This is a genomic window from Kamptonema formosum PCC 10802 (assembly GCF_000332335.1).
In the GTDB taxonomy this organism is placed as follows: Bacteria; Cyanobacteriota; Cyanobacteriia; order Cyanobacteriales; family Oscillatoriaceae; genus Oscillatoria.
The window spans coordinates 553919-579548 of record NZ_KB235949.1 but is presented as its reverse complement, the minus strand read 5'-3'; the positions used below and the strand labels follow the sequence as shown (position 1 = coordinate 579548).

At 57.5% G+C, this 25630-nt stretch carries 15 protein-coding genes; 9 read left to right on the top strand and 6 right to left on the bottom strand.

The genetic code is table 11. The features are described 5' to 3' along the window. Positions 1-24 precede the first annotated feature (24 nt). Positions 25-1857, top strand: a complete 1833-nt coding sequence (gene ilvB, locus OSC10802_RS0132985; protein ID WP_017721035.1) for a biosynthetic-type acetolactate synthase large subunit — start codon at positions 25-27, stop codon at positions 1855-1857. Between the two features lie 33 nt (positions 1858-1890). Here the strand turns inward: ilvB and OSC10802_RS51860 are convergent, their stop codons facing one another. Both OSC10802_RS51860 and OSC10802_RS43005 read right to left on the bottom strand, forming a co-directional pair. After that, on the bottom strand, positions 1891-2058 hold the full coding sequence (locus OSC10802_RS51860) for a response regulator (RefSeq protein ID WP_017721034.1): 168 nt from the start codon (positions 2056-2058) through the stop codon (positions 1891-1893). 125 nt (positions 2059-2183) lie between these two features. Beyond that, the gene (locus tag OSC10802_RS43005) at positions 2184-8096 is read right to left on the bottom strand and encodes a PAS domain-containing protein (RefSeq protein ID WP_017721033.1); all 5913 of its coding nucleotides are present in this window, start codon (positions 8094-8096) and stop codon (positions 2184-2186) included. A gap of 895 nt (positions 8097-8991) precedes the next feature. Between OSC10802_RS43005 and OSC10802_RS0132970 the strand changes: the two genes are divergently transcribed. Continuing rightward, a complete protein-coding gene (locus OSC10802_RS0132970; RefSeq protein WP_017721032.1) occupies positions 8992-11229 on the top strand; it encodes an FdhF/YdeP family oxidoreductase in 2238 nt (745 codons plus the stop codon). 208 nt (positions 11230-11437) lie between these two features. Here OSC10802_RS0132970 and OSC10802_RS0132965 read toward each other — a convergent pair whose 3' ends face one another. Beyond that, positions 11438-13021 (bottom strand): WD40 repeat domain-containing protein, encoded by a 1584-nt coding sequence (locus OSC10802_RS0132965; RefSeq protein ID WP_155969015.1) that lies wholly within the window; start codon positions 13019-13021, stop codon positions 11438-11440. A gap of 561 nt (positions 13022-13582) precedes the next feature. Between OSC10802_RS0132965 and OSC10802_RS0132955 the strand changes: the two genes are divergently transcribed. From OSC10802_RS0132955 to fdhD, 3 genes are read left to right on the top strand one after another with little or no spacing between them, the layout of a single operon-like run. After that, positions 13583-13876: a DUF8820 family protein gene (locus tag OSC10802_RS0132955; RefSeq protein WP_017721029.1), complete on the top strand. Its 294-nt coding sequence runs from the start codon at positions 13583-13585 to the stop codon at positions 13874-13876. Position 13877: 1 nt separating this feature from the next. Further along, on the top strand, positions 13878-14891 hold the full coding sequence (locus tag OSC10802_RS0132950; RefSeq protein ID WP_017721028.1) for a DUF6745 domain-containing protein: 1014 nt from the start codon (positions 13878-13880) through the stop codon (positions 14889-14891). Next, positions 14891-15739: a formate dehydrogenase accessory sulfurtransferase FdhD gene (fdhD, locus tag OSC10802_RS0132945; protein ID WP_017721027.1), complete on the top strand. Its 849-nt coding sequence runs from the start codon at positions 14891-14893 to the stop codon at positions 15737-15739. Before OSC10802_RS0132950 ends, fdhD begins: the two co-directional genes overlap by 1 nt. 117 nt (positions 15740-15856) lie before the next feature. Here the strand turns inward: fdhD and OSC10802_RS45135 are convergent, their stop codons facing one another. Beyond that, the gene (locus OSC10802_RS45135; protein WP_017721026.1) at positions 15857-16954 is read right to left on the bottom strand and encodes a hypothetical protein; all 1098 of its coding nucleotides are present in this window, start codon (positions 16952-16954) and stop codon (positions 15857-15859) included. A 449-nt stretch (positions 16955-17403) separates the two neighbouring features. Here OSC10802_RS45135 and dacB point away from each other — a divergent pair, with 449 nt between their 5' ends. Further along, a complete protein-coding gene (gene dacB / locus OSC10802_RS0132935) occupies positions 17404-18885 on the top strand; it encodes a D-alanyl-D-alanine carboxypeptidase/D-alanyl-D-alanine endopeptidase (protein WP_017721025.1) in 1482 nt (493 codons plus the stop codon). 324 nt (positions 18886-19209) lie between these two features. Here dacB and OSC10802_RS0132930 read toward each other — a convergent pair whose 3' ends face one another. Further along, entirely contained in the window at positions 19210-20211 is a 1002-nt protein-coding gene (locus OSC10802_RS0132930) for a PRC-barrel domain-containing protein (RefSeq protein WP_017721024.1), read from the bottom strand. A gap of 229 nt (positions 20212-20440) precedes the next feature. After that, positions 20441-24109: a chromosome segregation protein SMC gene (gene smc / locus OSC10802_RS0132925; RefSeq protein WP_017721023.1), complete on the bottom strand. Its 3669-nt coding sequence runs from the start codon at positions 24107-24109 to the stop codon at positions 20441-20443. On the opposite strand from smc, the gene OSC10802_RS55150 reads away from it, so the two are divergent. From OSC10802_RS55150 to OSC10802_RS0132910, 3 genes are all read left to right on the top strand, one after another. Beyond that, the gene (locus OSC10802_RS55150) at positions 24108-24263 is read left to right on the top strand and encodes a hypothetical protein (RefSeq protein ID WP_017721022.1); all 156 of its coding nucleotides are present in this window, start codon (positions 24108-24110) and stop codon (positions 24261-24263) included. The genes smc and OSC10802_RS55150 overlap by 2 nt on opposite strands. A 505-nt stretch (positions 24264-24768) precedes the next feature. Then, positions 24769-25059, top strand: a complete 291-nt coding sequence (locus OSC10802_RS0132915) for a type II toxin-antitoxin system TacA family antitoxin (RefSeq protein ID WP_017721021.1) — start codon at positions 24769-24771, stop codon at positions 25057-25059. Positions 25060-25065: 6 nt separating this feature from the next. Then, positions 25066-25569, top strand: a complete 504-nt coding sequence (locus OSC10802_RS0132910) for a GNAT family N-acetyltransferase (protein WP_017721020.1) — start codon at positions 25066-25068, stop codon at positions 25567-25569. Positions 25570-25630: the final 61 nt, after the last annotated feature.

Below are 25630 nucleotides of genomic sequence, written 5' to 3'. Positions count from 1 at the left end.
CAATATCTAAAGTGAGGTTTTTCCGTGCAATTGCAAAGAAGTGTTGCTCTCCGGCGGGCGACTGGCGCTTTCGCCTTAATTGACAGTCTCAAGCGCCACGGCGTCAAGCATATTTTTGGCTATCCGGGCGGCGCGATTTTGCCGATTTATGACGAGCTGTACCGCGCTGAAGCGGAAGGCGGCATTGAGCACATCCTGGTGAGACACGAGCAAGGAGCCGCCCACGCCGCAGATGGCTACGCTCGCGCCACCGGCAAAGTGGGCGTCTGTTTTGGCACCTCAGGTCCGGGAGCGACCAATTTAGTCACCGGCATCGCCACCGCTCACATGGACTCTATCCCGATGGTGGTGGTCACCGGCCAGGTGGCGAGAGCGTCGATTGGCACTGATGCCTTTCAGGAAACCGATATCTGGGGCATTAGCTTGCCAATTGTCAAGCACTCTTACGTCGTGCGCGACCCCAAAGACATGGCCCGGATTGTCGCGGAAGCCTTTATGATTGCCAGCACGGGACGCCCCGGGCCGGTGCTGGTTGACGTGCCCAAGGATGTGGGTTTGGAAGAATTTGACTACCTGCCTGCCGACCCGGGCTCGGTGAAGTTGCCCGGATACCGCCCCACCGTTAAGGGCAATCCCCGCCAAATTAACCAAGCTATCAATCTCATCCGCCAAGCGCGGCGTCCTTTGCTGTATGTCGGCGGCGGGGCGATCGCCGCCGGCGCTCACGCGGAAATTCAAGAACTGGCAGAATACTTTAATATTCCGGTGACGACAACCCTGATGGGCAAGGGTGCGTTTGAGGAAAACCACCCCCTGTCTGTGGGAATGCTGGGCATGCACGGCACAGCCTACGCCAACTTCGCCGTCACCGACTGCGACTTGCTGATTGCTGTCGGTGCCCGATTTGACGATCGCGTCACCGGCAAGCTCGATCAGTTCGCCTCCCGCGCCAAAGTCATCCACATCGACATTGACCCCGCTGAGGTGGGGAAAAACCGCGCCCCAGACGTTCCGATTGTCGGCGACGTGCGGCAAGTCCTGCAAGACCTGCTGCGCCGGCTTCGCGAACTCAACGAGCCGGCTGACCCCAGCCAAACCCAGCAGTGGCGGGAGCGCATCGACCGCTGGCGCGAGGACTATCCCCTCGTGGTGCCCCACTATCCCGACAGCATCTCCCCCCAAGAGGTGATTGTGGAACTCGGGCGTCAGGCACCAAACGCCTACTACACCACAGACGTGGGCCAGCACCAAATGTGGGCGGCGCAATTCCTCAAGAATGGCCCGCGCCGGTGGATTTCTAGCGCCGGTTTGGGCACCATGGGCTTCGGAATGCCGGCAGCAATGGGCGCTAAAATAGCCCTGCCCGATCGCCAGGTGATCTGCGTTGCCGGTGATGCCAGCATCCAAATGAACATTCAGGAGCTGGGAACCCTAGCACAATATGGCATAAATGTCAAGACTGCCATCCTCAATAACGGCTGGCAAGGGATGGTGCGCCAGTGGCAAGAGGCGTTCTATCAAGAGCGCTACTCGTCCTCCAATATGGAGGCGGGGATGCCAGACTTCGTGATGCTCGCAAACGCTTACGGGATCAAAGGAATAGTGATTCGCGACCGCGCCGAACTCTCCGACGGGATAGCCGAAATGCTGGCCCACAATGGCCCCGTCCTGATGGATGTGCGCGTCAAAAAGAATGAAAACTGTTACCCAATGGTGGCTCCCGGCAAGAGCAACGCTCAGATGATTGGTTTGCCAGAGGTGAAAAAGAAGCTGGAAACAGAGATTTACTGTACCAACTGCGGGGCGAAAAATAGCTCTAACAACAGCTTCTGTCCCGAATGCGGCACCAAGCTGTAACCCCACCCCGAAGATCGCCGGCACCGGCGCACCCTACGTGGCCCTGCGCCCCGCCAGGGTTGCCACCGCATCAGCCAGCAGCGCCGGCTCGACCGGCTTGGCCAGGTGAGTCTGGAAGCAGGCTTCTAGAGCCTGCCGGCGCTCCTCCTCCCGGGCGTAAGCCGTGAGCGCCGCCGCCGGCAGATAACCCTCTTTTGTCACTTTGAGGCAATTTGACGAATTTGCGCCATTTCAGGCAACGACAGATTGGGCTTTCACCCTTGTGTGACAGAAGAGGGATATTCGTATGACAGGCGTAGGGCAGGCGTTCCCTTCAACCTCAAGCTCTAACGACCGACAAGGCGAGCGATCGCATCCGCCAGAAGGGCCGGCTCGACCGGCTTGGAGATGTGCGCCTGGAAACCGGCTTCCAGAGCCCGCTGGCGCTCCTCTTCCCGGGCGTAAGCCGTCAGAGCGGCAACCGGCACGAGTGGCTCCCCGCGCTCCTGCTGTAGCGCTCGCAGCTTGCGAATCAAACTGTAGCCATCTTCTTCTGGCATGCCGATGTCGCTGAGGATCGCGTCCGGTTTCCACTCGAGCAGCACCTCAAGCGTCTGGCGAACCGACGCCGCCGCCCGCACCTCAGCCCCGTACTCCTCAAGGATCGCCTCAAGCAATTCGCGCGTGTCGGCGTCATCATCCACCACCAGCACCCGCACGCCGGTGAGTGGGCGATCGGGAATGGGACACGGATCGCCCGGCGCTGGGGGTTCTTCCCCGATGCCCTTTTGCCCATGCCCGCTGCTCGATACCGCAAGTGGCAGCCTCAGCGTGAACGTAGCCCCCTTTCCCTCCCCCGCACTGGCAACTTCGATCGTTCCTCCGTGCAGTTCGGTAATGTGGCGCACGATTGCCAGCCCCAGTCCCAGTCCGCCGTGGGCTCTGGTGCTGCTGCTGTCCGCTTGGCGGAAGCGCTCAAACACAAATGGCAGGAACTCGGGGGAGATTCCCGTGCCGGTGTCGCTGACCTGGATTTGGGCATAGGGCGCAGGGGATTGGGGGATTGTGGATTGTGGATTGTGGATTGTGGATTGTGGATTGTGGATTGTGGATTGTGGATTGGGGATTGGAGATTGATTGTTTTCCTCGATGCTTGGTGCCCCATGCCCCATGCCCCATGCCCCATGCCCATTGCCCGACGCCCAATCGCCCATTTCCAGGGACAGCCGGACCCTCACCCGCCCCCCTGCCGGTGTGAACTTAATCGCGTTGGAGAGCAAATTCCAGACCACTTGCTGCAAGCGAGCCGGATCGCCTTTGATGGGGGAAACAGACCCAACTTTGACAAACTCCAGCTCAATGCCCTTATTCTCCGCCGCCGGACGCACAGTATCAGCCGCCGCCTCAATTACCTTGGCCAGGTCAACCGGCTGCAACTCCAGGCCCAGCTTGCCGGTAATAATCCGCGAAATATCCAGCAAGTCTTCTATCAGCTGTGACTGGCGCACAGCATTGCGCTCGATCGTCTCCAGGGCGCGTGCCGTCTTGGCTTCATCCAGTATTTGGCTGCGCAGCATCTTGGCCCAGCCCAGCATCGCCGTCAGGGGCGTGCGCAGTTCGTGGGAGACAACCGCCAGAAACTCGTCCTTCATGCGGCTAGCCCGGGCTAATTCCTCAGCCTGCTGCCGCAAAGCCTTCTCCAATTCCTTCCTCTGAGTGAGGTCAATCACAAAAGAGACACAAATATCTCGCTCCCCTTCCACCAGAGCACTGCCCAGCAGAACGGGCACGCGGGTGCCATCTTTGCGAAGATATTCTTTTTCAAAAGGAGTGCAGGCACCGGCAGCCAGCAATTCCTCTAGCGCCCGCTCGCCGGCAGCGCGGTATTCTGGCGGAGTCAAGTCCCGCAAACATATCTTGCCGGCTTGCAGCTCTGAGCGAGTGGCACCAATAATCTCTAGAAACGCATCATTTGCTTCTATGAGGTTGCCGGTCAAATCGCCGATGACAATCCCGATAATATTCGAGTCAACCAAGCGCCTCAACCGGGCTTCGCTTTGCCGCAGCGCCCGCTCTATCTGCTTGTACTCAGTTACATCGCGGCTGATGCCCAGCACAGATTCCACCGAACCGTCCAGAGCCAATTCTGGAACCAAGCGAGATTGATAGTAGCGGGTTCCGCTTGGCGTGTCGAATTGAAATTCAACCCAGCGCTCTTGTCCCGTGGCAAATATGTGGCGCAACTCCTCTTCCCATAACAGGCAGATTTCCTTAGGAAATCCTAACTCGGCGTTGCTTTTCCCGATGAACGACGCCGGCAGCATTCCTGTCGCTCGCTCTATCGCTGGGTTTACATAAAGGTGGCGCAATTCTTTATCAACCCGGGCAATGATATCCGGTGAATTTTCAGCCAGCGCCCGGAACTCTTGCTCGCGGTGGTAGAGCTCTTCCGACGCCCGTTTGCGTTCCGTGATATCGCTGAAAGATATAGCAATTCCATCCCCGAGCTTAACCGCCATATTGCGGAACCAGCCGGCGATACCTTCCGCATTATAGGGAATCTCAATATCGTGACCGGCACCCGTTTCCACCACTCGCACATAGCTGTCAAACAAGCCGCTGGTTTTGTTGCCGGGAAGTAACTCCAAAAGCCGCTGGCCGGTAAGCTCTCCGACGGTGTGGCGCAGAATTTTTGCCGCTGTGGGGTTAACATACTCCCACTCAAAATCAACAATCGCTCCCCCCGCGTCGCGAATGCTGCGCAAGACGGTAAACGCATCCAGGGAGAGTTCCTGTGCCAGACGGAAGCGCTCCTCACTGCGGCGCAGGGCTTGCTGCACCTGCTTGAGATTGGAGATGTCCTGAAAAACAATCACACCGGAAGCCGGATGCCCGTGCATCCCCGGCAGGGTATCAGCAAATACGATCAGCGGGCGAATGCCGGCGGGCGTGTGCCAGTTGATCTCAACCCCGTCGAGACGCTCGCCACGGGCCACCCGCACCCCAGGCATCGCCTCCTCGGGGATGGGATTCCCACCGGCATCGGTGCAGTAATAGCCCGTGTGGTAATCTTGAGCCGGTTTGCCCGCAGGAAATACCCCGCCAGCCATCTCGTCAGCCGCCCGATTGGCGAAAGTCACCCGCGCCGATCCGGGCTCGACAAACAGCAGCGGCACCGGCATCAGGTTGAGCGCTGCTTCCAGCCACTGCTGCTGCAGCAGCAGGGCTCGGGCTTGCTCGAGCAGCAGCTTTTCGGTGCGCTTGAGAGCGGTGATATCTGTTACGGCGGCTCCAATTCCCAGCAGCCGCCCGTCTTTGGCGCGGACGGGATAGTAGTTGGCCAGTCCGTGCTGCTCGCCAGCAGAGGCTTTTGTCTCGCCACTGATCTCCACATTAAGCACCGGCTGGCCAGTTTCCAGCACTTGTCGCAGCAGCGGCTCAACCGCGTCCGCCAATTCCGGCAAGAACTCTCGCATGGTGCGACCGATTGTTTCCCCGGCACGAACCCCATTAACCGCCGCCATATAGTCATTAATGCGAGCGCAGCGAAGATCGGGGTCAAAGAAAGCCATGCCCACGGGGGCGCTGGCCAGGAAGGTGTCCAGCAGCGCCAGAGACTCCTCCTTGCGCCGTTCCGCCTCCTGAGCCGAGCGGTAGAGCAGGGCGCTGTCAATGGCCATCGCGGCGCGCCGGGCCAGTTCCTCAGCCAGCCTCAAGTCCTCGCGCCCGTAGCGCTTGCCGGACTCCGCTGTCACGAAGACGAGCGCGCCCAGCGTTCGCCCCCGCGCTGCCAGCGGGACAGCTATGGCGGACTTGAAGCTGAATTCGCGCAGGATTTGCAGGTGATCGGCATCGCAGGCCATCTCCGCCAGCACAGCCTCAGAAATCTCGCCGAAAAGCTTTGGCTTTCCAGTTCGCAGCACGCAGGCGGTGAGGTCCGCTCTACTGGAGGAGGGCGGATAGCGCAGGTACAGCTCCCAGGCTAGCTGTATTTTGTCTGGGTGGGCGTGAGCCATTGCCAAGCGCTTGATTTCGCCGCCGGCATCCAGGATGTCAATGGCGCACCAGTCCGCAACTTGCGGCACCGCCAGATTCACCACACTGGCGAGCGTCGTCTCCCAGTCCAGGGAAGAGGCGAGCGCTGCAGAAGCCTCAAAGAGAAATTTCAGGGACTGCTCCCTGTGAACCCTGCCGGTGATATCCTCTACCAGACCAATCAGGCGCGCCGGGGTGCCGGTGTCGCCGCAAAAGACGCGGCCCATATCCGCCACCCAGCGGATAACGTTATCCGCCCAGACGACGCGAAATTCACACCGGTAGTCTTCGTTTGTGACTCGGGCGCGTCTCGCAGCCCGCACAACCCGTTCGCGGTCTTCCGGATGTATGCAATTACTGAAATCCTCGAAATCGTATTCCGATTTGTCTGGAACTGAGCCGAACATAATTTCTCGGCACCGCTCTGACCACCAAATTTTTCCGGATGCAATATCTGCGCACCACATTCCCAAGGAAGCAGCTTCCATAGCTAACCTCAGACGTTTCTCACTCTCTTGCAAAGCAATTTGAACTTGCTGGCGAGAGGCTATTTCTTGGGAGAGTTTGCGATTGGCAGATTCTAGCTCTGCGGTGCGCTCGCTGACGCGCTTCTCCAGCTCTTCGCTGAACCGGCGGCTTTGTTCTTCCGCCCGCACGCGACTGGTGATGTCTCGCGCGATTTGCGACGCTCCGATCAGCCGGTCGCTCCCGTCAAAATGGGCGCTGCAGGCAATCTCGTAGACCTTTCGCTCTAAATTTTCGTCGCCAAATTCCTCAATAACGGTGAAGTCTTCGCCGCGCAAGGCGCGACCCCAAATCTCTAGGGCTTTGGCTCGCTCCGAGGGCAAGTCTGCTAGGGCGTCATCTAACTTCATTCCCAGCTCAATTGGCTTGCCAAAGACTTTGGCAAAGTCTTTTTGATAGGCGCTGTTGAAGGCAATAAACCTGTATTCCAGATCCAGCGCCCCAATCGGGTTTGGGATGGCTTCAATGATGCACTGCAGGCGGCTGCTGGCTTCCTGCGCGGCGAGCCGCGCTTGTTCCAGCTGTGCTGTGCGCTCGGCAACTCGCTGCTCTAAAAAGGCATTGAGGGAGTGAATTTCCTGTTCCGCCCGCTTGCGGCTGGTGACGTCCTGGAAGTAAATTGACCAGCCTTCTTCCCAGGGATAGATGCGAAGGGCAAACCACTTGCCAAATCGGGGGAAAAATTCCTCGCACTCGACTGTGACTCGCTCTGTTTCGGCTTTTTGCAACAGGGAGCAACTCCCTGCGCTGACTAATTCGGGAAAAACTTCCCGCGCGAAAGAGCCGATTAGCTCTGAGGGAGTTTTGCCTAAAAGCTTTTCTGCTTGGGGGTTGATGTAGGTGAGCCGCCACTCGGTGTCCGTGCTGACAAAACCATCGGTAATGCTTTCCAGGATGTTTGCCATTCGCAGGGCAGTCTCTCGCAGCGCTTCTTCGGATTGCACGCGAGCGGTGATATCGGTGCACGCGCCCAGCATGCGGACGGCAGTGCCGGTTTCGTCGCAATAGAACCGGCCTTTTGCTGCAATCCAGTGGGTGCTGCCATCTGGCCATACGGTGCGGTATTCATCCTGGCAGTCGCCTTTTTCCGCAAGGGCGCGGTTTACCTTTTGCCAGGTCCGATCGCGATCGTCCGGGTGAAGGCACTCGAGGAAGGCTTCGCAAGTTCCCTGAAAGCTGCCCGGCGCTAGGCCAAATAGCCGTTCGAGGTTTTCAGACCAGGTAACTTTGCCTGTGCCGGTGTTCCAGTCCCAGATGCCGGTGCGACCGGCTTCTAGGGCCAGTCTCAGCTGCTCGCTGCTGGCGAGCAAGCTCCGCGCTTGCAAGCGCAAGCGTCTCTCGGACGCCTGCAAGCTGGCGATCGTAGCGCACAGCAGCGCCCCCTGCAGCACAAACAGGCTGATTTGCAGTCTGTGCAGCCAGCCGGCACCCAGCGAGTCAACTGGCTCTAGCAAAAAGTAATCGATCGCCGCCCCACTTAACGCTGTGGCCAAGAGCCCCGCTCCCAGCCCTCCATACCAGGCGCTGAGCGTCACAGGGGCAAAAAACAGCAGAAACGGTCTGATTGGCGCACCGGCGCGGTGGAGCAGCAGCACCAGCAGCAGCGTTATGGCTGGGGCGATCGCAGCCGCGCTGTAGCGCCGCAGCCGGCCCGGCTGTCTGGCCCCGCCCAGCCCCTCAGAAATCGTTACTTGTGACATATTCCGGCTTTTTTTAAAACAACTGAGCGATCGGCGCGGTCGAGAAAGTTCACCGCACGTTTGGGCTGGGAGTTCCCCGGCCTTCTCTTTCTGCTGAGTGGGGCTTTAAGGTTCCTCCGTCTCCCCCTAACCGGAGGGCGAGGCTATAATTTTCGGATGTTTAATTATCATTTTTAAGAGGGGTCTGCGGTTCAAAGCCTTATTAATCTTGAAGTCCATTTTCAGCCAGCCGCCCTGATAATATATATGAATTTTTCGCAGTTTAAGCCCGAGGAGCGCGCGGAGCGGAGCGGTGGCTCGCGTCAGGCTAATAAAAATTAAACCTTAAAGCCGGCACCCTGTCAAGGGTTTAAGAGATAATAGGTAGGGGGCAAAATTGCAAAGCGTCAAGAGAGGCCCGCCGGCTCTCCGGGGCGGGTTTCCCGGTGAGAGGTGCCTTGAGATGTGCCGGAGTGACAAAATTATAGTGGTTTTCATCCTTTGTCAGGTACTGAGAAACCCGGTTTCTTAAAGAAACCGGGTTTCTGGCATGTACTTCATCTAACTGAAAACCGCTATATCTGCTTGCCCGGTCCCTGCTGCAAATCCGCCCCTTACCCCTGCTGAAGCGAATTTAGTTTATTTTAATACAGCTCAGGGCGGGGGGGAAGAAACCCCCTCTTTCGCCGGTGGGTTTCTCAGAAACGCGGTTTTGAAGAAGGGGAGAGGGGGAAAGGGGGAGGTTTTTTTACCGCCCCTGTGAGGGGACCGCCCGCAGGAAGAAGAGAGAAGCCCACCGGCATTTAGCCCCACTGCAACCCCGTGCCGGCAACCGGCGACTCATACCGGCGCTATACTTCACCTAAGAACAGACAGCATTCCCGCCGCACGAGCGCATCCTCCTGGAGAAGTAGAAATGTTAAAAAAACCCAAAAAAAGCTGGGACCCATCTATCTGGGCGAGTTGGAAACCTTTTGGCATCGGAGAGCAGTACCCCAACAACTACTGGGAAGTTTTTCGGGCTGTGTTCGAGAACCTCGATGAGTTCCCCTACGCCTGGAAAATCCTCAATGAGGGTGTTTGCGATGGCTGCGCCCTGGGAACCACCGGCATGAAAGACTGGACGACTGACGGCATCCATGTCTGCAATGTGCGGTTGCGGCTACTGCGGCTAAACACTATGCCGGCACTGAACCCGGAACTTCTCGAAGATGTCTCGCAGTTGCAAGGTAAAAGCAGCGGAGAGTTGCGCGACTTGGGGCGTCTGCCCTACCCGATGGTGCGCCGGCGAGGAGAGCGCGGATTCCGCAGAGCCAGCTGGGATGAAGCGTTGCAATTGATTGCCGATCGCATCCGCGCCGGTGGGGGTGGGGAGCGCGGGAAAGCCGGCTTTTACCTCACCAGTCGGGGAATGCCCAATGAAAACTACTATGCCGCCCAAAAAGCTGTGCGGGCGATGGGCACGAATTCCATCGACAATGCGGCGCGGATTTGCCACTCTCCGAGCACTGCCGGTTTGAAAGCCGCCCTCGGCGTGGGAGCCACCACTTGTTCCTACAAAGATTGGATTGGCACCGATTTGCTTGTCTTCATCGGTTCCAATGTTGCCAACAACCAGCCGGTGACGGTAAAATACCTGCACTGGGCGAAAAAAGCCGGCACCAAAATCGCCGTCATTAACAACTACCGCGAACCGGGAATGGAGCGCTACTGGGTGCCCTCCATTGTGGAGAGCGCCCTGTTCGGCACCAAATTTGCCGAGCGATTTTTCCTCGTCAATGTCGGCGGCGATATCGCTTTCCTGAACGGCACGCTCAAGCACATGATTGCCAACGGCTGGCAGGACAAGTCCTTCCTCCAAAATTATACCACAGGCTTTCCAGAATTGCAAGCATCTCTCGACAGCCAATCGTGGGAAGACTTAGAGCGGGGTTCGGGGACAAACCGCGAGGAAATGCTCGCCTTCGCGCAAATGGTGGGAGAAGCGAAAAATGCGGTATTTGTCTGGAGTATGGGCATTACCCAGCACGAATGCGGGGAAGACAATGTGCGCTCTATTATTAATCTAGCACTCACTAAGGGATTTGTCGGGCGAGAGGGCTGCGGGCTGATGCCAATTCGCGGACATTCTGGCGTGCAGGGTGGGGCGGAAATGGGTTGCTATTCGACGGCATTTCCCGGCGGAAAACCGATTACTCCAGAGAGTGCTGCCGAGTTGAGCGAGCTTTGGGGGTTTGAAGTGCCGGCAACCAAAGGAATGATGGCACCTGAGATGATTGACGCCGCTCACGAAGGGCAGCTGGATGTGCTGTTTTCTGTGGGGGGTAATTTCTTGGAAGTTATGCCAGATCCGGATTATGTAGAAGCAGCGCTGCGGCGGGTGCCTTTGCGGGCGCACATGGATATTGTGCTGTCGAGTCAGATGCTGGTAGAACCGGCAGACACCGTGGTTTTGCTGCCGGCAACTACCCGCTACGAAATTCCCGGCGGGGTGACTTCAACGAGTACGGAACGCCGCATAATTTTCAGTCCGGAAATTTCCGGGCGGCGGATTGGGGAAGCTCGTCCGGAATGGGAAGTGATGATGGAACTGGCGCGGCGGGTTCGTCCGGAGATTGCGGAGAAGTTGCATTTCGAGGGAACGCCGGCAATCCGGGAAGAAATTGCCAAGACTGTCTCGTTTTATGAGGGCATAGAAAACTTGAAGGAAGCGGGAGATCAGTTCCAGTATGGGGGAGCTCACCTGTGCGCGGACTGGAATTTCCCGACGCCGGATAAGAAAGCTCATTTTGGGGCGGTGTCGCTGCCGTTTAATGGGGTGCTGCCGGTGGGGACTTTCCGGGTGACAACCCGGCGGGGGAAGCAGTTTAACAGTATGGTTCAGGAGAAGAAAGATGCGATCACCGGCGCGAAACGGGAGGCGGTTTTTATGAGTCGGGAGGATGCGGACAAGTTGGGGTTGAAGTCGGGAGAGGCGGTGGTTTTGAAGAACGAATTCGGGGAGTTGCGCGGACAGGTGTGCGTGGCGCAGGTGCTTCCGGGAAATCTGCAGGTGCACTGGCCTGAGGGGAATGTATTGTTGGATAAAGGGAAGCGGTCTAAGGTTGCCGGTGTTCCCGATTATAACGCCCTGGTGCGTCTGGAAAAGTTGTAGCACAGTAGGGTGGGTTGCCCTAAGAGGGCAACCCACCTTCCGGAACACTCAGCAATTGCAACTTGTTTCTCGAACGATGGAGCTCTGAGCTCGAACGATGGACCTCAGAGCTCGGACGATGGAGTTCAGAGCTCGAAGGATGGAGCTCCGAGCTCGAAGGATGGAGCTCCGAGCTCGGACGATGGAGCTCGGAACTCGGACAGCACCCTCAGAACGGTTCACCGATAGGATTGCCCTTCAAGTCCCACAACCGCACTGTCCCGTCATCACCGCCGCTGACGACTGTCTTCCCATCCGGACTGATGGCGACTGACTCGACAGCACCCACATGTCCTTTGAACGGTTCACCTTGGGGGTTGCCCTTCAAGTCCCACAACCGCACTGTCCCGTCATCACCGCCGCTGACGACTGTCTTCCCATCCGGACTGATGGCAACTGAGAAGACACGACCCTCATGTCCTTTGAACGGTTCACCTTGGGGGTTGCCCTTCAAGTCCCACAACCGCACTGTCTCGTCCCAACCGCCGCTGACGACTGTTTTCCCATCCGGACTGATGGCAACTGAGAAGACCAAACTCTTATGTCCTTTGAACGGTTCACCTTGGGGGTTGCCCTTCAAATCCCACAACCGCACAGTCCCGTCCTCACCGCCACTGACGAGAGTCTTCCCATCCGGACTGAAGGCGACTGAGAGGACAGAATCCTCATGTCCTTTGAACGGTTCACCTTGGGGGTTGCCCTTCAAGTCCCACAACCGCACAGTACCGTCCTCACCGCCGCTGACAACTGTCTTCCCATCCGGACTGAAGGCGACTGAGCGGAGAAGACCCTCATGTCCTTTGAACGGTTCACCTTGGGGGTTGCCCTTCAAGTCCGACAACCGCACTGTCCCGTCATCACCGCCGCTGACGACTGTCTTCCCATCCGGACTGAAGGCGACTGAGAAGACCAAACTCTCATGTCCTTTGAACGGTTCACCTTGGGGGTTGCCCTTCAAGTCCCACAACTGCACAGTACCGTCCTCACCGCCGCTGACGACTGTCTTCCCATCCGGACTGAAGGCGACTGAGCGGACCGCACCCACATGTCCTTTGAACGGTTCACCTTGGGGGTTGCCCTTCAAGTCCCACAACCGCACAGTCCTGTCCCAACTGCCGCTGGCGACAGTCTTCCCATCCGGACTGAAGGCGACTGAGAGGACATAACCCTCATGTCCTTTGAACGGTTCACCTTGGGGGTTGCCCTTCAAGTCCCACAACCTCACTGTACCGTCATCACCGCCGCTGGCGACTGTCTTCCCATCCGGACTGATGGCGACTGAGCGGACATAACCCACATGTCCTTTGAACGGTTCACCGATAGGATTGCCCTTCAAGTCCCACAACCGCACAGTACGGTCCGCACTGCCGCTGGCGACAGTCTTCCCATCCGGACTGATGGCGACTGAGTGGACAGGACCGAAATGCCTTTGGCGACGCTTGCCTTCTAGGGCCAATTTTATCCCATCCCGCAGCCCGAGAACCGGCGGCAACACCTGACTCTGCGGGAAGCGGATTTCCCCCGTCCCCTGAATTGGCGCAACTTGGGCGCTTACCGCCCCCACACTACTCCCATACTGCCTCACACCGGCACTTTCCCCCAGCGCCGGGGACACAACCGCAATAGCAGTCATCACCGCCGCAAACAAGTAACTCCACCGCCGGGAAAGGCGGTTTTTGCACCGGCACCCCACGCTTTTGAGTCGCAATTCCCGCACCCAACACCACAACTTGTCAAGGTAAGAATAATTCATCGTCAGTCATTCTCCCTGATAGCAATAATCCATGTTCGCACATACCGAATAAACTGGGTTTCTTTAACAAACCCGGTTTCTGGCCCTTCTGGCCCCTTCATGTCTCATATCATGTCCGGTGGCACCGTTGTTGTACCCCCGGTGGGGGCGGGTTTATTCATATTTTGGTCTGCGCCAGAAATCTCTTGGCAGAACCCGCCCCTACAAAGCTATGTATACAAAACCGATGCCAGCGGACATGAGATCACACTTTCGTTCTAAATCAGCGCCATCGGAGATGTTTTATCTACTCATTGTAAGGGTTCAGCAAGTAATGACACAAAACCCCAGACAGCCCTTTTATTCTCCTCCCTCTGTGCCCCCTGTTCCTCTGCAGTCTATCAAATCATTCCCCCTGCATATCTCACCCAAATTGTAGCGTATCCCAAAAGTAACGCACCCCACTACTTCTCCCCCTCCCCGAAGCGCGGAGAGGGGGTTGGGGTGCCGGGTTACCCCGCAGCCCCCACCCCCCGGAAAGCAAGCTATAATATAAGAGTTAGGGAGTTTTGGGAAAACCTTATGCAACCGATTCGACAAGGGGATGTGATTTTACTGCCGGTGGAACAGACAGAAGGGCAAAAGCTGCCTCACCTGACTCTAGCAGAAGGTGAAGTGACGGGACACAAACACCGCATCAGCGAGGGAGCGGCGGAACTGTACGAAAAAAACGGCACGCTCTACCTGAAGGTTGTTTCTGAAACCGCAATTTTAAGCCACGAAGACCATCAGGCTATCGCCATTCCCCAAGGCAGCTGGATGGTGCGGATTCAGCGAGAATACGAGCCGAAAGGATGGAGACTTGTAAAAGATTAGCATGGAAAACCTTACTGCTGAGCAAGAGGCGCTGATTCCTGCGTACCGGGAAAAGTGGAGGGCGCTCGCTCTCTCCACCGAGCCGGTGAATCGCCAGCAAGCGTCTGAGGCGGTCAAATTCGCCTATTCCGCGAGCGGGTTGAAGGAGCCTCAGATTCTTTTTTTTGACAGCCCTTACGCCGCTTTAAACACTGTTGTCCCCCTGCTGGGAACCCTGCTGAACAGCCAGCTTAACACTCAGTTGCGCCGCAATTTGGAGGGCGAGCTGTCGAGCGAGCGATGGGATGTTTGGGAGCAACTGAGCCACCGGCTGTGGCAGCAATTGGGCGGGGAATTTAACAGCCACCTGAGCGCGGAACTGAACTGCCGGTTGAAAAAGCAGCTCAGCGATGTGTTAATTGAGTGTGTTCAGCCGGAAGTTTGGGCGTGTGATGGCAGTTGGCTGGATTTTAGCGTCTCGGTTTTAAATGGCGCTCTCAATGAAAGAAAATGGCAAGCGTATCAGGCGCTAGTTCAGTCTTGCGGCTGGATTTTCCCTTACGAAATGATTTGCCTCGTCTGCAACCGGCCCCGCCAGATTCGCTTTGACAGCCAGCAGCGCCTCCACGCAGAAGGAGAGCCGGCAATTGAGTTTGATGATGGCTTCTGCATCTGGGCTTATCACGGCGTCAGGCTGCCAGAAAAATACGGCAAACTCCACCCCCACCAGTGGCAAGCGCAATGGCTTTTAAAGGAGAAAAATGCTGAGCTTCGCAGAGTGCTCATTCAGGGTATTGGTTACGGGAGAATCCTGCAAGACTTGCGAGCAACTGAATTAGATTCCTGGCAAGAGTACGCGCTCTTAAAACTCAAGAATCGGATTGATGTGGAGCCAATTTATCTGTTAAAGATGGTTTGCCCCAGCACCGGCGGCACCCACGCCACGCGGGTGCCACCTGATGTACAATCAGCTAGGGAAGCGATTCGCTGGGTGAACTGGGGAGTCGATCCAGAGGAATTTTCCGCGCAAACCTGATGAAAACACCGGCAGGAAGCAAAACCAAAAACCGAGTCTGGGTGGTAGAAAATGGCAAAGTGCGCTCCCACACAGACTCTCTCGCCACCGAAGAACCCCTGGAAATCCGCCTGATTGCCGGTGGGGTGCGCCGCACGGTGGCTGTTACCATGCGCACCCCTGGAAATGACTTCGAGCTCGCTGCCGGTTTTCTCCACACTGAGGGAGTTATTGCCAGCCGGCACGATATCCGCCGCATCAGTTACTGCGTCAATCCCGACACAGATGGCTCCCAGCGCTATAATATCCTCAACGTCCAACTCACCGCCGACACACTCCCAGATTTAGCAACCCTAGAGCGCCACTTCTACACCAGCAGCGCCTGCGGAGTCTGCGGAAAAACCAGTCTGGAAGCGCTGCGCCTGCGCGGGTGCTCCGCCATCCCTCCCGGACCGGCAGTTTCCGCCCAAATTCTGTGCACTCTCCCGGAAAAGCTTCGGGAATCCCAGCGGATCTTCCAGCGCACCGGCGGATTGCACGCTGCAGCTCTTTTCACCCCCTTTGGCGAACTGCTGGCGGTGTGCGAAGATGTAGGCCGGCACAACGCCCTTGACAAACTGGTAGGTTCCGCTCTCCTGAGCGATCGCCTCCCCCTCTCAGACTGTATCCTTATGGTTAGCGGGCGCTCCAGTTTTGAAATATTGCAAAAATCCCTCGCCGCCGGCATTCCGATTGTCTGTGCGGTGTCAGCTGCCAGCAGTCTTGCTGTCCAGCTTGCCGAGGAGTTCGGCATCACCCTGATCGGATTCCTGCGCGGGGAGCGATTCAATGTCTATTCAGGAATAGATCGTGTCCGCACAAATCCCTGAAAGCTTACCTATTCCTGTTATCCGCACGCAACTTTATAGAAAATCCGGTTAATCTATCTAATTAACCCCTCTCTTCTTAGGCGCTCCCTCACGGCAGCGGTTCCATCAAAACCCCTTCTACTCAGAAATGGGCACCCCCTTAAACGCCGCTGTTTGCGGCACATAGAGATCTATCGTGCCGGCATTGGGCGGCACTCTCAGCCAGACATAAGCATCCGCCGAGCCACCCTCGGGCATATTGGACAGAGAGACAGAGCCGGTGGAGCGCTCAGCGGGGTCAACAGCTTTGTAGGTTTCAGTCGTCTGGGGATTGCGAGCGGTTGTCTCGCCAACATTAATCATATTATCCCCCCCGAGTTGCTCCTCAAGGCGGCGAATCCGCATCTGGACATTCACCACATCGCGATTGCCGGTTTTTGGATCTTCCACCCGCTTGACTGAGAGCAATTCCACCTGCGCCTTGGTGCCGTAAGCTCGCCGCACAAACGACTCGGGCTGACTTTCAACGCTCGCTGCCGGCTGGGCTGCCGGTGTTCCGCCAGAGGGATTGACAGGTGACGTGTTTTGTGAATTCCTGCCAGAACCGGCAGCAGCGACCGGCACATTTCTAAATGTGCTTGTCTCATGGACAGAAATATCGATATTGCTAACGTCTTGTGGCACCTTCAGCACGATAGAGGCACTCACCGACTGACCTTTGCTCATGTTTATCAGAGAAATCAATCCCGACGAGCCTGTCTCACGCTCTACGGGTGGGTAGATGTCGTCGGTGACAGGATTGCGAGCGCTTGTTTGGCTGATATCCAGCATTTCCCCGCCGTCCATATCATCTAGCACATCAATGCGCATCCGCACCCTCACCTCGTCAGGATTTTGCGGACTTCGCTGGACAGAGAGCAACTCCACTTGCGCCTTATTTCCCAAACTCGGCTCCACAAATTGTCCTGGCGCAATGCTTGCCGGTGCCGGCGCAGCAGGGGCTCTGTTGGCTGGCTCGACTGGGGCGGTGTTGCCTGTACCCGTTTGATTGGGGCTAAAGGGATTTTTCACATCCCCAACTTCGATAGCTCTGTACAGCAAGTACCCCCCCGCACCGGCCAGCAGCAGGAGTACAGTAGCCGCACCAGCCAAAAAGCTGTTTAAACTGCTGCCTCTGCGACGCCCGACCTGTGCCTGCGCTGCCCGTCTTTCTATATCTTGATTGCGGACTTTCATGGGGAAATCTCCCAGAATTAGAGACGGTCCGATGCCTAACAAATATGTACTAAATCAAGCTATACCCTGACATCTGCCACAAGAGAGAAGTGTCTCTCCTGGATATTTCTGCTCAAACGCGACTGAAGCGATTAACTCGCTTCGGTCAGCCGAGCCATTTACCCCGACCGGCAGGCGGAAACTTAGAAGAGGGGGAGCGGGGGAGCTCTTGTAGAGACGAGATTGATCGCGTCTGATACGCTGGAGCTTTGGGAGTGGGGGAAAAACTTGTCTTCCTTGTTCCTTCTGCCCTGTTCCCTGTTCCAAGGCGCGCGCTCGTCGCGCCGGCTTTCCAGGTGATAGGGCCACTTTTGGAGCCGGTGGGAGCACAGCCGTAGGGAGCGCTTGCCTGTCTGGGAAATCCAAATCCGGACAGGTTTGTACTTAGTATATACTCTGTCAAGCTATCTGTGGCTATTAAATTGCATAAAAAATTTGCCTTCCCCATTGCGGGGCTGCTGCTCGTTCTGGGCGGGCACCCCCTGCGCCCCGCACCCGCTTTTGCCCAACCGGCACCCGGAGCGCCAATTTGTCCGGCGCAGCTGGGTGCGGCCATTGATGCGGTGGCCAACCGGCCCCAGTTCCAGCGGTCGCGCTGGGGAATTCTCGTGGAAACCCTCTCCCCCACCGGCAGCCGCACGCTCTACAGCCGCGAGGGCTCCCGCTATTTTATCCCGGCATCCAATGCCAAGCTGCTCACCACCGCCGCCGCCCTGGAAAAACTCGGCCCGCAGTTTCGCATTCGCACCTCGGTGTACGGCACTCCCCCCAGGGGAGGGACCGTCTCGTTGCGGGTTGTGGGGCGCGGCGATCCCAGCTTGACCGACGCCGAGCTCGCCACCCTGGCGCAGCAGCTGAAAAGCCGGGGCGTCACTCAAGTTGACCGGCTGATTGCCGATGACGGCTATTTCCAAGGAGAGCCGGTGCACCCCAACTGGGAGTGGGAAGACGTGCAAGCCGGCTACGGTGCCCCCGTCAGCAGCCTGATTCTCAATGAAAATGCCATTAACCTAACTCTAGCGCCCCAGAACCCAGGCCAGCCTTTGGGAGTGATCTGGGAGAATCCCCGGGAGGCGGTTGGCTGGCGGGTTGAGAACCGCTCCCGCACTGTAGGGCAAAATGACGAGGAGTTTGTGGACGTGGGCCGGGACCTCAACGGGCCCGTGCTGCGCGTCAGTGGCCAGCTGCGTGCCGGTTCGGAGCCGGAGCCGGTGGCTGTCGCGATAACCAATCCAGCGGAAAACTTTTTGGCGCACTTCCGCCAAGCCCTGGAGGCGGAAGGCATTGCCGTGGCGCGGACTGCTGTCGCCCGCAACAGCCCGATTGCCGGTGAGGCGGAACTGGCTGCAGTTGAGTCCCCGCCGCTCTCCGAGCTGCTGGAGGAAACCAACCAGGAGAGCAACAATCTCTATGCCGAAGTTCTCCTGCGCTCCCTGGCTGCCGGTCCTGCTTCCGGGGAAACACTGGCTGCCGGTCTGGAAGTCCTCAAAGCCACTTTAACTCGACTGGGAGTTAGCCCAGACGGCTACGTCCCAGAAGACGGTTCCGGGCTGTCCCGCCAGAACATGACCAGCCCAGAAGCTCTGGTGCAAACCCTCAGGGCGATGGCGTCTTCCCCTCGGGCAGCTATCTTCCGCGCCTCTCTGCCGGTTGCCGGTGTCAGCGGCTCTCTCAAGAACCGGTTTCGCGACACCGCCGCCCAAGGCACTGTCCTTGCCAAAACCGGCACCGTGGGCGGTGTCTCAGCCCTGTCGGGCTATGTCACCCCCCCTGACTACCCGCCCCTCGTTTTTAGCATTGTCGTCAATCAGTCCAACCAGTCTCCCGCAACCCAGCGCCAAGCCATTGACCAGATTGTGCTGCTGCTGGCCCGCCTGCGAAACTGTTCCTAAAGCAATTAACCGGATTTTATGTTTTTTTGTCGCTTGCTAATCCCGATAGCGAGTCTAAATGACCGGCGCGCCCGCTGGGGCCCAGAACCCCGGTTTCTTTAAGAAACCGGGGTTCTGAAACTTACATCAAGGATTTAGACGCGCTGTGCCAGCCAGCTTCCAGACCAACCAAATTTCATATAATCCGGCTGTACACTATATAAAACATTTTTTGGGGGCTCTCAATCGCTCACACCCAGTTTGCAGGAGTGGGGCGGGGGACTGATCGGAGCGCCCTTCCCCGAGAGGGGTGCCGGTGCAATTGCGCCGAGCGCCCCAGACGATTTAGTAACCCCGCTCCTCCTCGTATTCCGGAGCCTTAGTTTTTTCAGGGATATTGACGCGAGGAGCCTTGTAGGGCTTCGGAGACTCATCGTCCGCCCAGGCATCTGCTTCTACATCCTCGTACTCATACTCCTCCTCGTACTCACGCTCCTCGTAGCGGCGGGGTGGGGGAGTGTGCTTGCGAGCTTCGTAGCTTTCTCGGGGCTTCGCTTCGCGCCAGTTTTCTTCCTCTTCGAGCTCCTCTTCATAGTAGAGCGATTCAGCCGGTTGCTGGCGCAGGGGCTGGCGCACCACCGGCTCGGGCTGGGGTTCTTCCCACTCGTCATCATCCCACTGTTGCGCCGCCGGCGCTGCAGTGCGGACCTGCTCCGGTGCCGGCGTGCGAGCGCCGGTGCCCAGCTGCTTGTCAGCGCTCGCCACCGGCGCGTAATAAGTTTCCTCCGCCTCGCGCTCCCACGGCGGCTGGCCAATGCCCAGGCGCTCCAGCACCCCCACAGTCAGCTGAACCAGGCGCTCCTCTGCGCCCTCAAACACGATCAGGCGGTTGGGCCCACTGCTGACAATTTCCTCCACCGGCAGCTCATAAGTGCTCAGCACCTGCTCGGGGATCAGAGGCAGCCCCAGAGACGCAACGATCAGCGACAGCACCTTGCCGGTTTCGAGATTAAACTTGAAACCGCGCACTCTGCCGAGCATTTCGCCGGTTTCCGTAATCACTTCACTGTTAATCAGACTGCTGTAGGCGTCAACGTCAATATCTTCTATAACGTTCTCATCCTCAACCAGGATCACGTCCCCAATCTGGCTAATGCTGCTCAGCAGCATAAACCGGGGCATACCGGCGACCGAGAGCAGGTTGTCTCGCAAACCGAGCGCCACAACCTCCCGCCGGTCAATGTCTACCAATAGCTCCTTAACTACCCCCAGGCGCTTGCCGGTGTCGCGGGTGATCACTTGGGTATTTAAAACGTCTGAGCGCTGGCGGATTTGTTCAGATGTCATTCTGTTGCGAGTCCTGCTCTCGAATCCTATTTTTTTTAAGCCGTTAAGTGTCAGGTGTCAGGCGTCAGCAGTCAGCAGCGTCTCACCTCAAACCCGTGTGGGATAACCGGCGACCGGCGACCGCTGACTGGGACGGCGGGGCGGGTTAAATAGCGCTGACAGGTGCCGGTGCCACAACTGTCGCCTGTGAGACCGTCCCCACAACCTCTTCATACAACTATATATATATTTACACAGAAGCTCCGCTCGACTGCAACTTCAGCCCAATCACTTGGGTGTGAGCGCCTCTGGCTTGAGTGACACCGATCAGGCACTCAGGCGACTTGATCATCGGACCCTTGTGGCTGACCACAATAAACTGGGCTTGTTTCGCCTGCTGCTTAATCATTCTAGCCAATCGCTCCACATTTGCCTCGTCCAGGAACATGTCAACCTCATCAAAAGCGTAGAATGGCGAAGGGCGGTAGCGCTGCAGGGCAAAAATAAAGCTCAGCGCCGTCAGGGATTTTTCGCCCCCCGACATAGACGCCAGACGCTGCACCGGCTTGCCCTTGGGGTGGGCCACCAAGTTCAGGCCGCTGTTGAGCGGGTCCTCCGGATCGTCCAGCGTCAGAGTGCCGTCGCCCTCCGACAGTTCCGCAAAAATCCCCTGAAAATTTTCGTTCACCGCGTCGAAAGCTTCTTTAAACGCCCGCAGCCGCAGCGTCGTAAAATTCTCAATCCGCAGCAGCAGCTCAGTGCGCTCAGCTTCCAGCGTCGCCAATTTCTGGCTGAGCTCATCCAAACGAGCTTGAGTGCGGTCGTACTCTTCGAGCGCCAGCATATTCACCGGCTCCATAGCCTGCAGCCGTTTTTGCATCGCGCGCAAATTCTGCTGCAAAGACGGCAAACTGCGAGTTTCTTCCGTATCGGGCACGGCAGGCAAGGGGTCAGGCAACTCCGCCCGTCGCGCTTCCAACTGACTTTGCAGAGCTAAAAGCCCCTCCCGACGCCCCTGCTGGGTTTCCTGGAGCTTTTGCAGCTGCCACTGCAACTGCTGGAAGGCCAAATGCCGCTCTCGCAGCAGCTGTTCCGCTGCATCTCGCACCTGTTTCTCCGCTCCCAACCGGCTTTCCAGCTGAGCCAGTTCCGCCTTGATTTGGCCAATCCGCTCCTCCAGGGCGGACAGCTGTCCACTGCCGGTGGAGTGCTGGCTGTTCGCGGCATCCAGCTGCTGGCGGTATTCCTCCAGACGCCGGTGGGATTCCTGAATTTTTTCTTCCAGGCGCTGGCGCTGATTTTGCAGGTCTTGCAGGCGCTGCTCAGCTGAGCGCAGAGCCCGCTCGCACTCGGTGAACTTCGCCTCTCGCGACCGCAGCTCGACTTGCAGCAGCTGCCACTCACTGTGGGTTTGGGATTGCTCCAATTCCGCCATTGCCTGCCGGTACTGCTCCAGCTGGGCTTCTGCCGCCGGCAGCTCCACGTCCAGCACTTGCAGGCGTCCTCGGGCGTCGGAGAGTTCTTGGTTGTTTTTCAGCAGTTGCGAGCTCAGCTGCTCCTGCTGCGCCGTCATGTTTTTGAGTTCGGTTTGCAGCCCGTCGGCTTTCAGCTGGCTCTCCCGCTGCAGCTGCTTGGCTTCCTGCAGTTCGGCGGTTCGGGTTTTGAGCAGGGCACTCACCTGGCTGATAATTTCGGCGCAGCGGTCGAGAACGCGCTCAATTTCTTGCAAGCGCTCTCGCAAGGCAACTGTTTCGGCGGATTCGCCGGCGGTGCCGGTGCCGAAGTGCAAGCGGGAGCCGCCGCTGCTGGTACTGCCGCCGGTCATCGCTCCGGTTGTTTCGAGCAAGTCGCCGTCCAGGGTGACGATGCGGTATTGGCCCATTTGCCGGCGGGCGCTGTGCAGGGTGTCGAAAACGGCGGTGTTGCCGAAGATGTAGGCGAAGATGTCGCGGTAGCGGGGGTCGCAGTCAATTAGCCGGACGGCGTAGTCGATGAACCCCTCGACGGAAAGGGGGGTGAGGGGGAATCGCCCGGGCTTGATTTTGTTGAGGGGCAAGAATGTGGCCCGACCGGCTCGCTTTTGCTTGAGCAGTTCTATGCCTGCAGCCGCCACGCTGTCATCTTCGACGACAAGATTGGCCAGACGCCCGCCGGCGGCGATTTCCAGGGCCAGCTGGTATCGCGGCTCCACTCGGCCCAAGTGGGCGACGAGCCCGCACACGCCCGGGATGCCGGTCTGCAAAATCATCTGGGTGGCACCGGTGCCGCTCGCTTCTAGCATCGCTTGGGCTTGGGCTTCCAGTTTGTCGAGCTGGCGCTGCTTTTCCCGCTGTTCGGCGAGCAGGCGCTTTTGGGTTTCTTGCTGGGTTTGCAGCTCTTCTTCGGCGGCGGCGACGGTTCGCGCCAGGGCTTCTACTTGCCCGGACAGTCCGGCACGCTGCGCCAAAATATCTTCGTGAGCTGCCTGCTTTTCTGCTATATTGCGCCGCAATTCATGCAAAGTAGATGTTTGCTCTCCAATTTGTTTTTCCAGCTGGCCGGCGCGTTCTTGCAGGGTGGCGGAGCTGGTGCGCAGGGGGTTGAGGGTTTTCTGGAGGGTTTCGATTTGCCGGTGCAGGTCAGTTTGCTGGCCAGCCCAGGTTTCGGCGCTCGCCGCCAGGGCAACGGCAAGCTGCCGGCACGAGTCCAGGGCGCTCTGGGCTTCATCGCGGGCTGCGCCTAGTGCGGCTAGCTGCTGGACTTGCCCCTCGATTTGCCCTGCAGTTTCTGCAAGATTTTGCTGGTGGGTGTTGACTTCTTTTTCGGTTTGTGCTATGCGCTGTTCGGTTTCGCGGCGAGCGGAAAGCAGGTCGCGCTGGCGGTTTTGCAGCTGCCGGTATTCGGCTTCTTGGGTGGCGAGGGCGGATTGAACGGCGAGGAGTTCTTCTTCGCCGAGGGATTTGACGAGGGCGTTGAGCCGGTCAAGTTCGGCGGTGGATTCTTGGATTTGGGCGGTGAGTGTGGCGTGCTGTGCGGTCAGGAAGGCGCTTTCGCGGTCGCCTGCTTCGATCTGTTCGCGCAGCTGCCACTCTTGCTGCTGGAGCTTTTGGAACAGGAGGACTGCTTCCCAGAGTTCTTTTTGTTGGATTTCGGCGCGGAGTTTTTGGTATTTTTCGGCTTTGGCGCGGTCAGCCGCCAGCCGGTCGCGCTGGGACACTAGCTCTCGTTCGATGATGCGGCTCCGCTCTTCGCGCTCTTTTACTTCGTCTAATTTTTCTTTGGCTAGAGAAATTTTGCGGTCGAACTGGGCGACACCGGCAAGTTCGTCGATAATCTCGCGGCGCTCGCGGGGGTTCATGGTGATGATGCCGGTGACGTCGCCTTGCAGGACGACGTTGTAGCCTTCTGGGTAGATGCGCAGCAGGTTGAGCTGGTCGTGCAGTTCGGTGAGGGTGGAGGGGCTGCCATTGATGTAATAGGTGGAGGTGTAGGTGCCCTGTTTTGTCACCCGCAGTTTGCGCATCACGCTCCATTCTAGGAGGTGGGAGGCCAGGATTTGGGGATTTGGGGATTCTGCTGAGCCGTTTTGCCCGTCGGGAGGGCCGGCTCCGTCACCGGCATCATCGCTGGCAGTTGGCTGGTAATCTGTTTTTGCGGCGAGGAAATCTGGGGCGTCGGATATGTCCAATGTGACGGTGACGCTGGCTTCAACGGTGCCGCGCCCGTTGAGCTGGCTGTGGTTGACTAAATCGGGCAAGCGTTCTGCCCGCATTCCCTTGGAGGAGGACAGTCCCAGGGCGAAGAGCAGGGCGTCGAGGATGTTTGATTTGCCTGACCCGTTTGGCCCAGAAACTACGGTAAATACCGGCAGCAGCGGAATCGCTGTCGTCCCGCCGAAGGATTTGAAGTTGGTGAGTTCCAGGCGCTTGATGTGAACCATGCAGGCTGCAGGCCAGGTTTTGGGAGCCGGTAAAGGGGTTATTTATCAGTGTAGCGATGCTGTACGGGGGATCGCGGGGGCTGTCGGGATGAAAGGCGGTTGGGTGTGGGGCGCGCCGGCGTGGGAAGGTGCGCCAGGGGAGGGCGGCAGGTGAGGGGCGGCTGTTGGGGAGTTCCGCTGGTTGCTGAGTCAGGGCTTTTGTCTTGTGACCCATTTTCTTTGGGGATGAAACAGTTGCGCTCTTCCCCAGCTCCTTAAAAAAGGGGGGGAGCCTGAAGTATCTGTTTTTTTTACCGCCGCCGTGAAGGAGCGCCAAGGGAAGAAAATAGAGGGATTTTCACAAATTATGTAGAGCGGCTGTTGGGGAAGTCCGCGCCCTAAATGGCGGCTGCTATAACTCGTAGGGTGCCTTCCCTTTTAGGGAACGCACCCTACCTCTAAAAGCTGAGCGAGAGGCGCTGAAAAAAGCCAAGGACTCTCAAGTATATCCTTGATGAAAATGTAAGCCGGCTCTGCCAGGGGAAACCCCTAATAGGTGATTATCCTGGCCTGCACCCAATGCCCTATGTCCCATTCCCCATGCCAGTCAAGTGTTGCCGGCATGTAACGTGATTCCAGAAAATAGTGTATACTAGAAATAGCGTAAAGGTGAAAAGTTTATGACAGCACCGGCCCATTCCCAACAAACCACCACAATCGAGCTGCAACTCAGCGAAGACCAGAAGAAGACTTTGGAAGAAGCTGCCGCCAGGAGGTGCATGACTCTGAGCGAGTATCTGCTCGACATCGCCGTGAATGCAGCTACAGAAGAAATCCCCGAGCCAGAGTCAATTGTTCTGTCTGAGCGGGACTGGGACATATTTGTCTCCGCACTCGAAAACCCCCCGGAACCCAATGAAGCCTTGAAAGCAGCCATCAAAGAAAATCAGGAAAAATACGGAAAGTGGTAAGCAGTAATGGATTGGATTTTTGGCCCGATAGATGAGAGCGTCAGGAAAGAAGATTTCGACTGCGGCGTTCCGGAATTAAATGACTACTTGCAAAAATACGCTCGCCAAAATCACAGAAGAGGGATAGCCACAACCTTTGTGGCTATCCCCCAAGATGGAGACGGGCGAGTAGCAGGTTATTATTCCACCAGTATGGGTGAAATAAAACGTGAGTCTCTCCCCGAAAAGTACAGGAGAGGATTGCCCCGCTACCCCATTCCCGCTCTGCGTATGGGAAAACTTGCTGTCGATCAGTCAATGCAGGGGAAAGGGCTGGGAAAAGAACTGCTGATGCAATGCTTTCGCAAGGCTGTTCGCCTTTCATCTGAAGTGGGCATAGTTGCTGTGACAGTCGATGCTTTGAATGAACCAGCAAAACAGTTCTATATGAAATACGGTTTCATTCCTTTAGAAAATGATCGGCTCTCACTTTTTATCCCACTCTCAACAATATTGAGAGCGATTGAATAGGCTAAAAGAATTGCCGGTCGCCCCACCGGCAATCCCCCCACCGGCGATGAACTGACCCAAC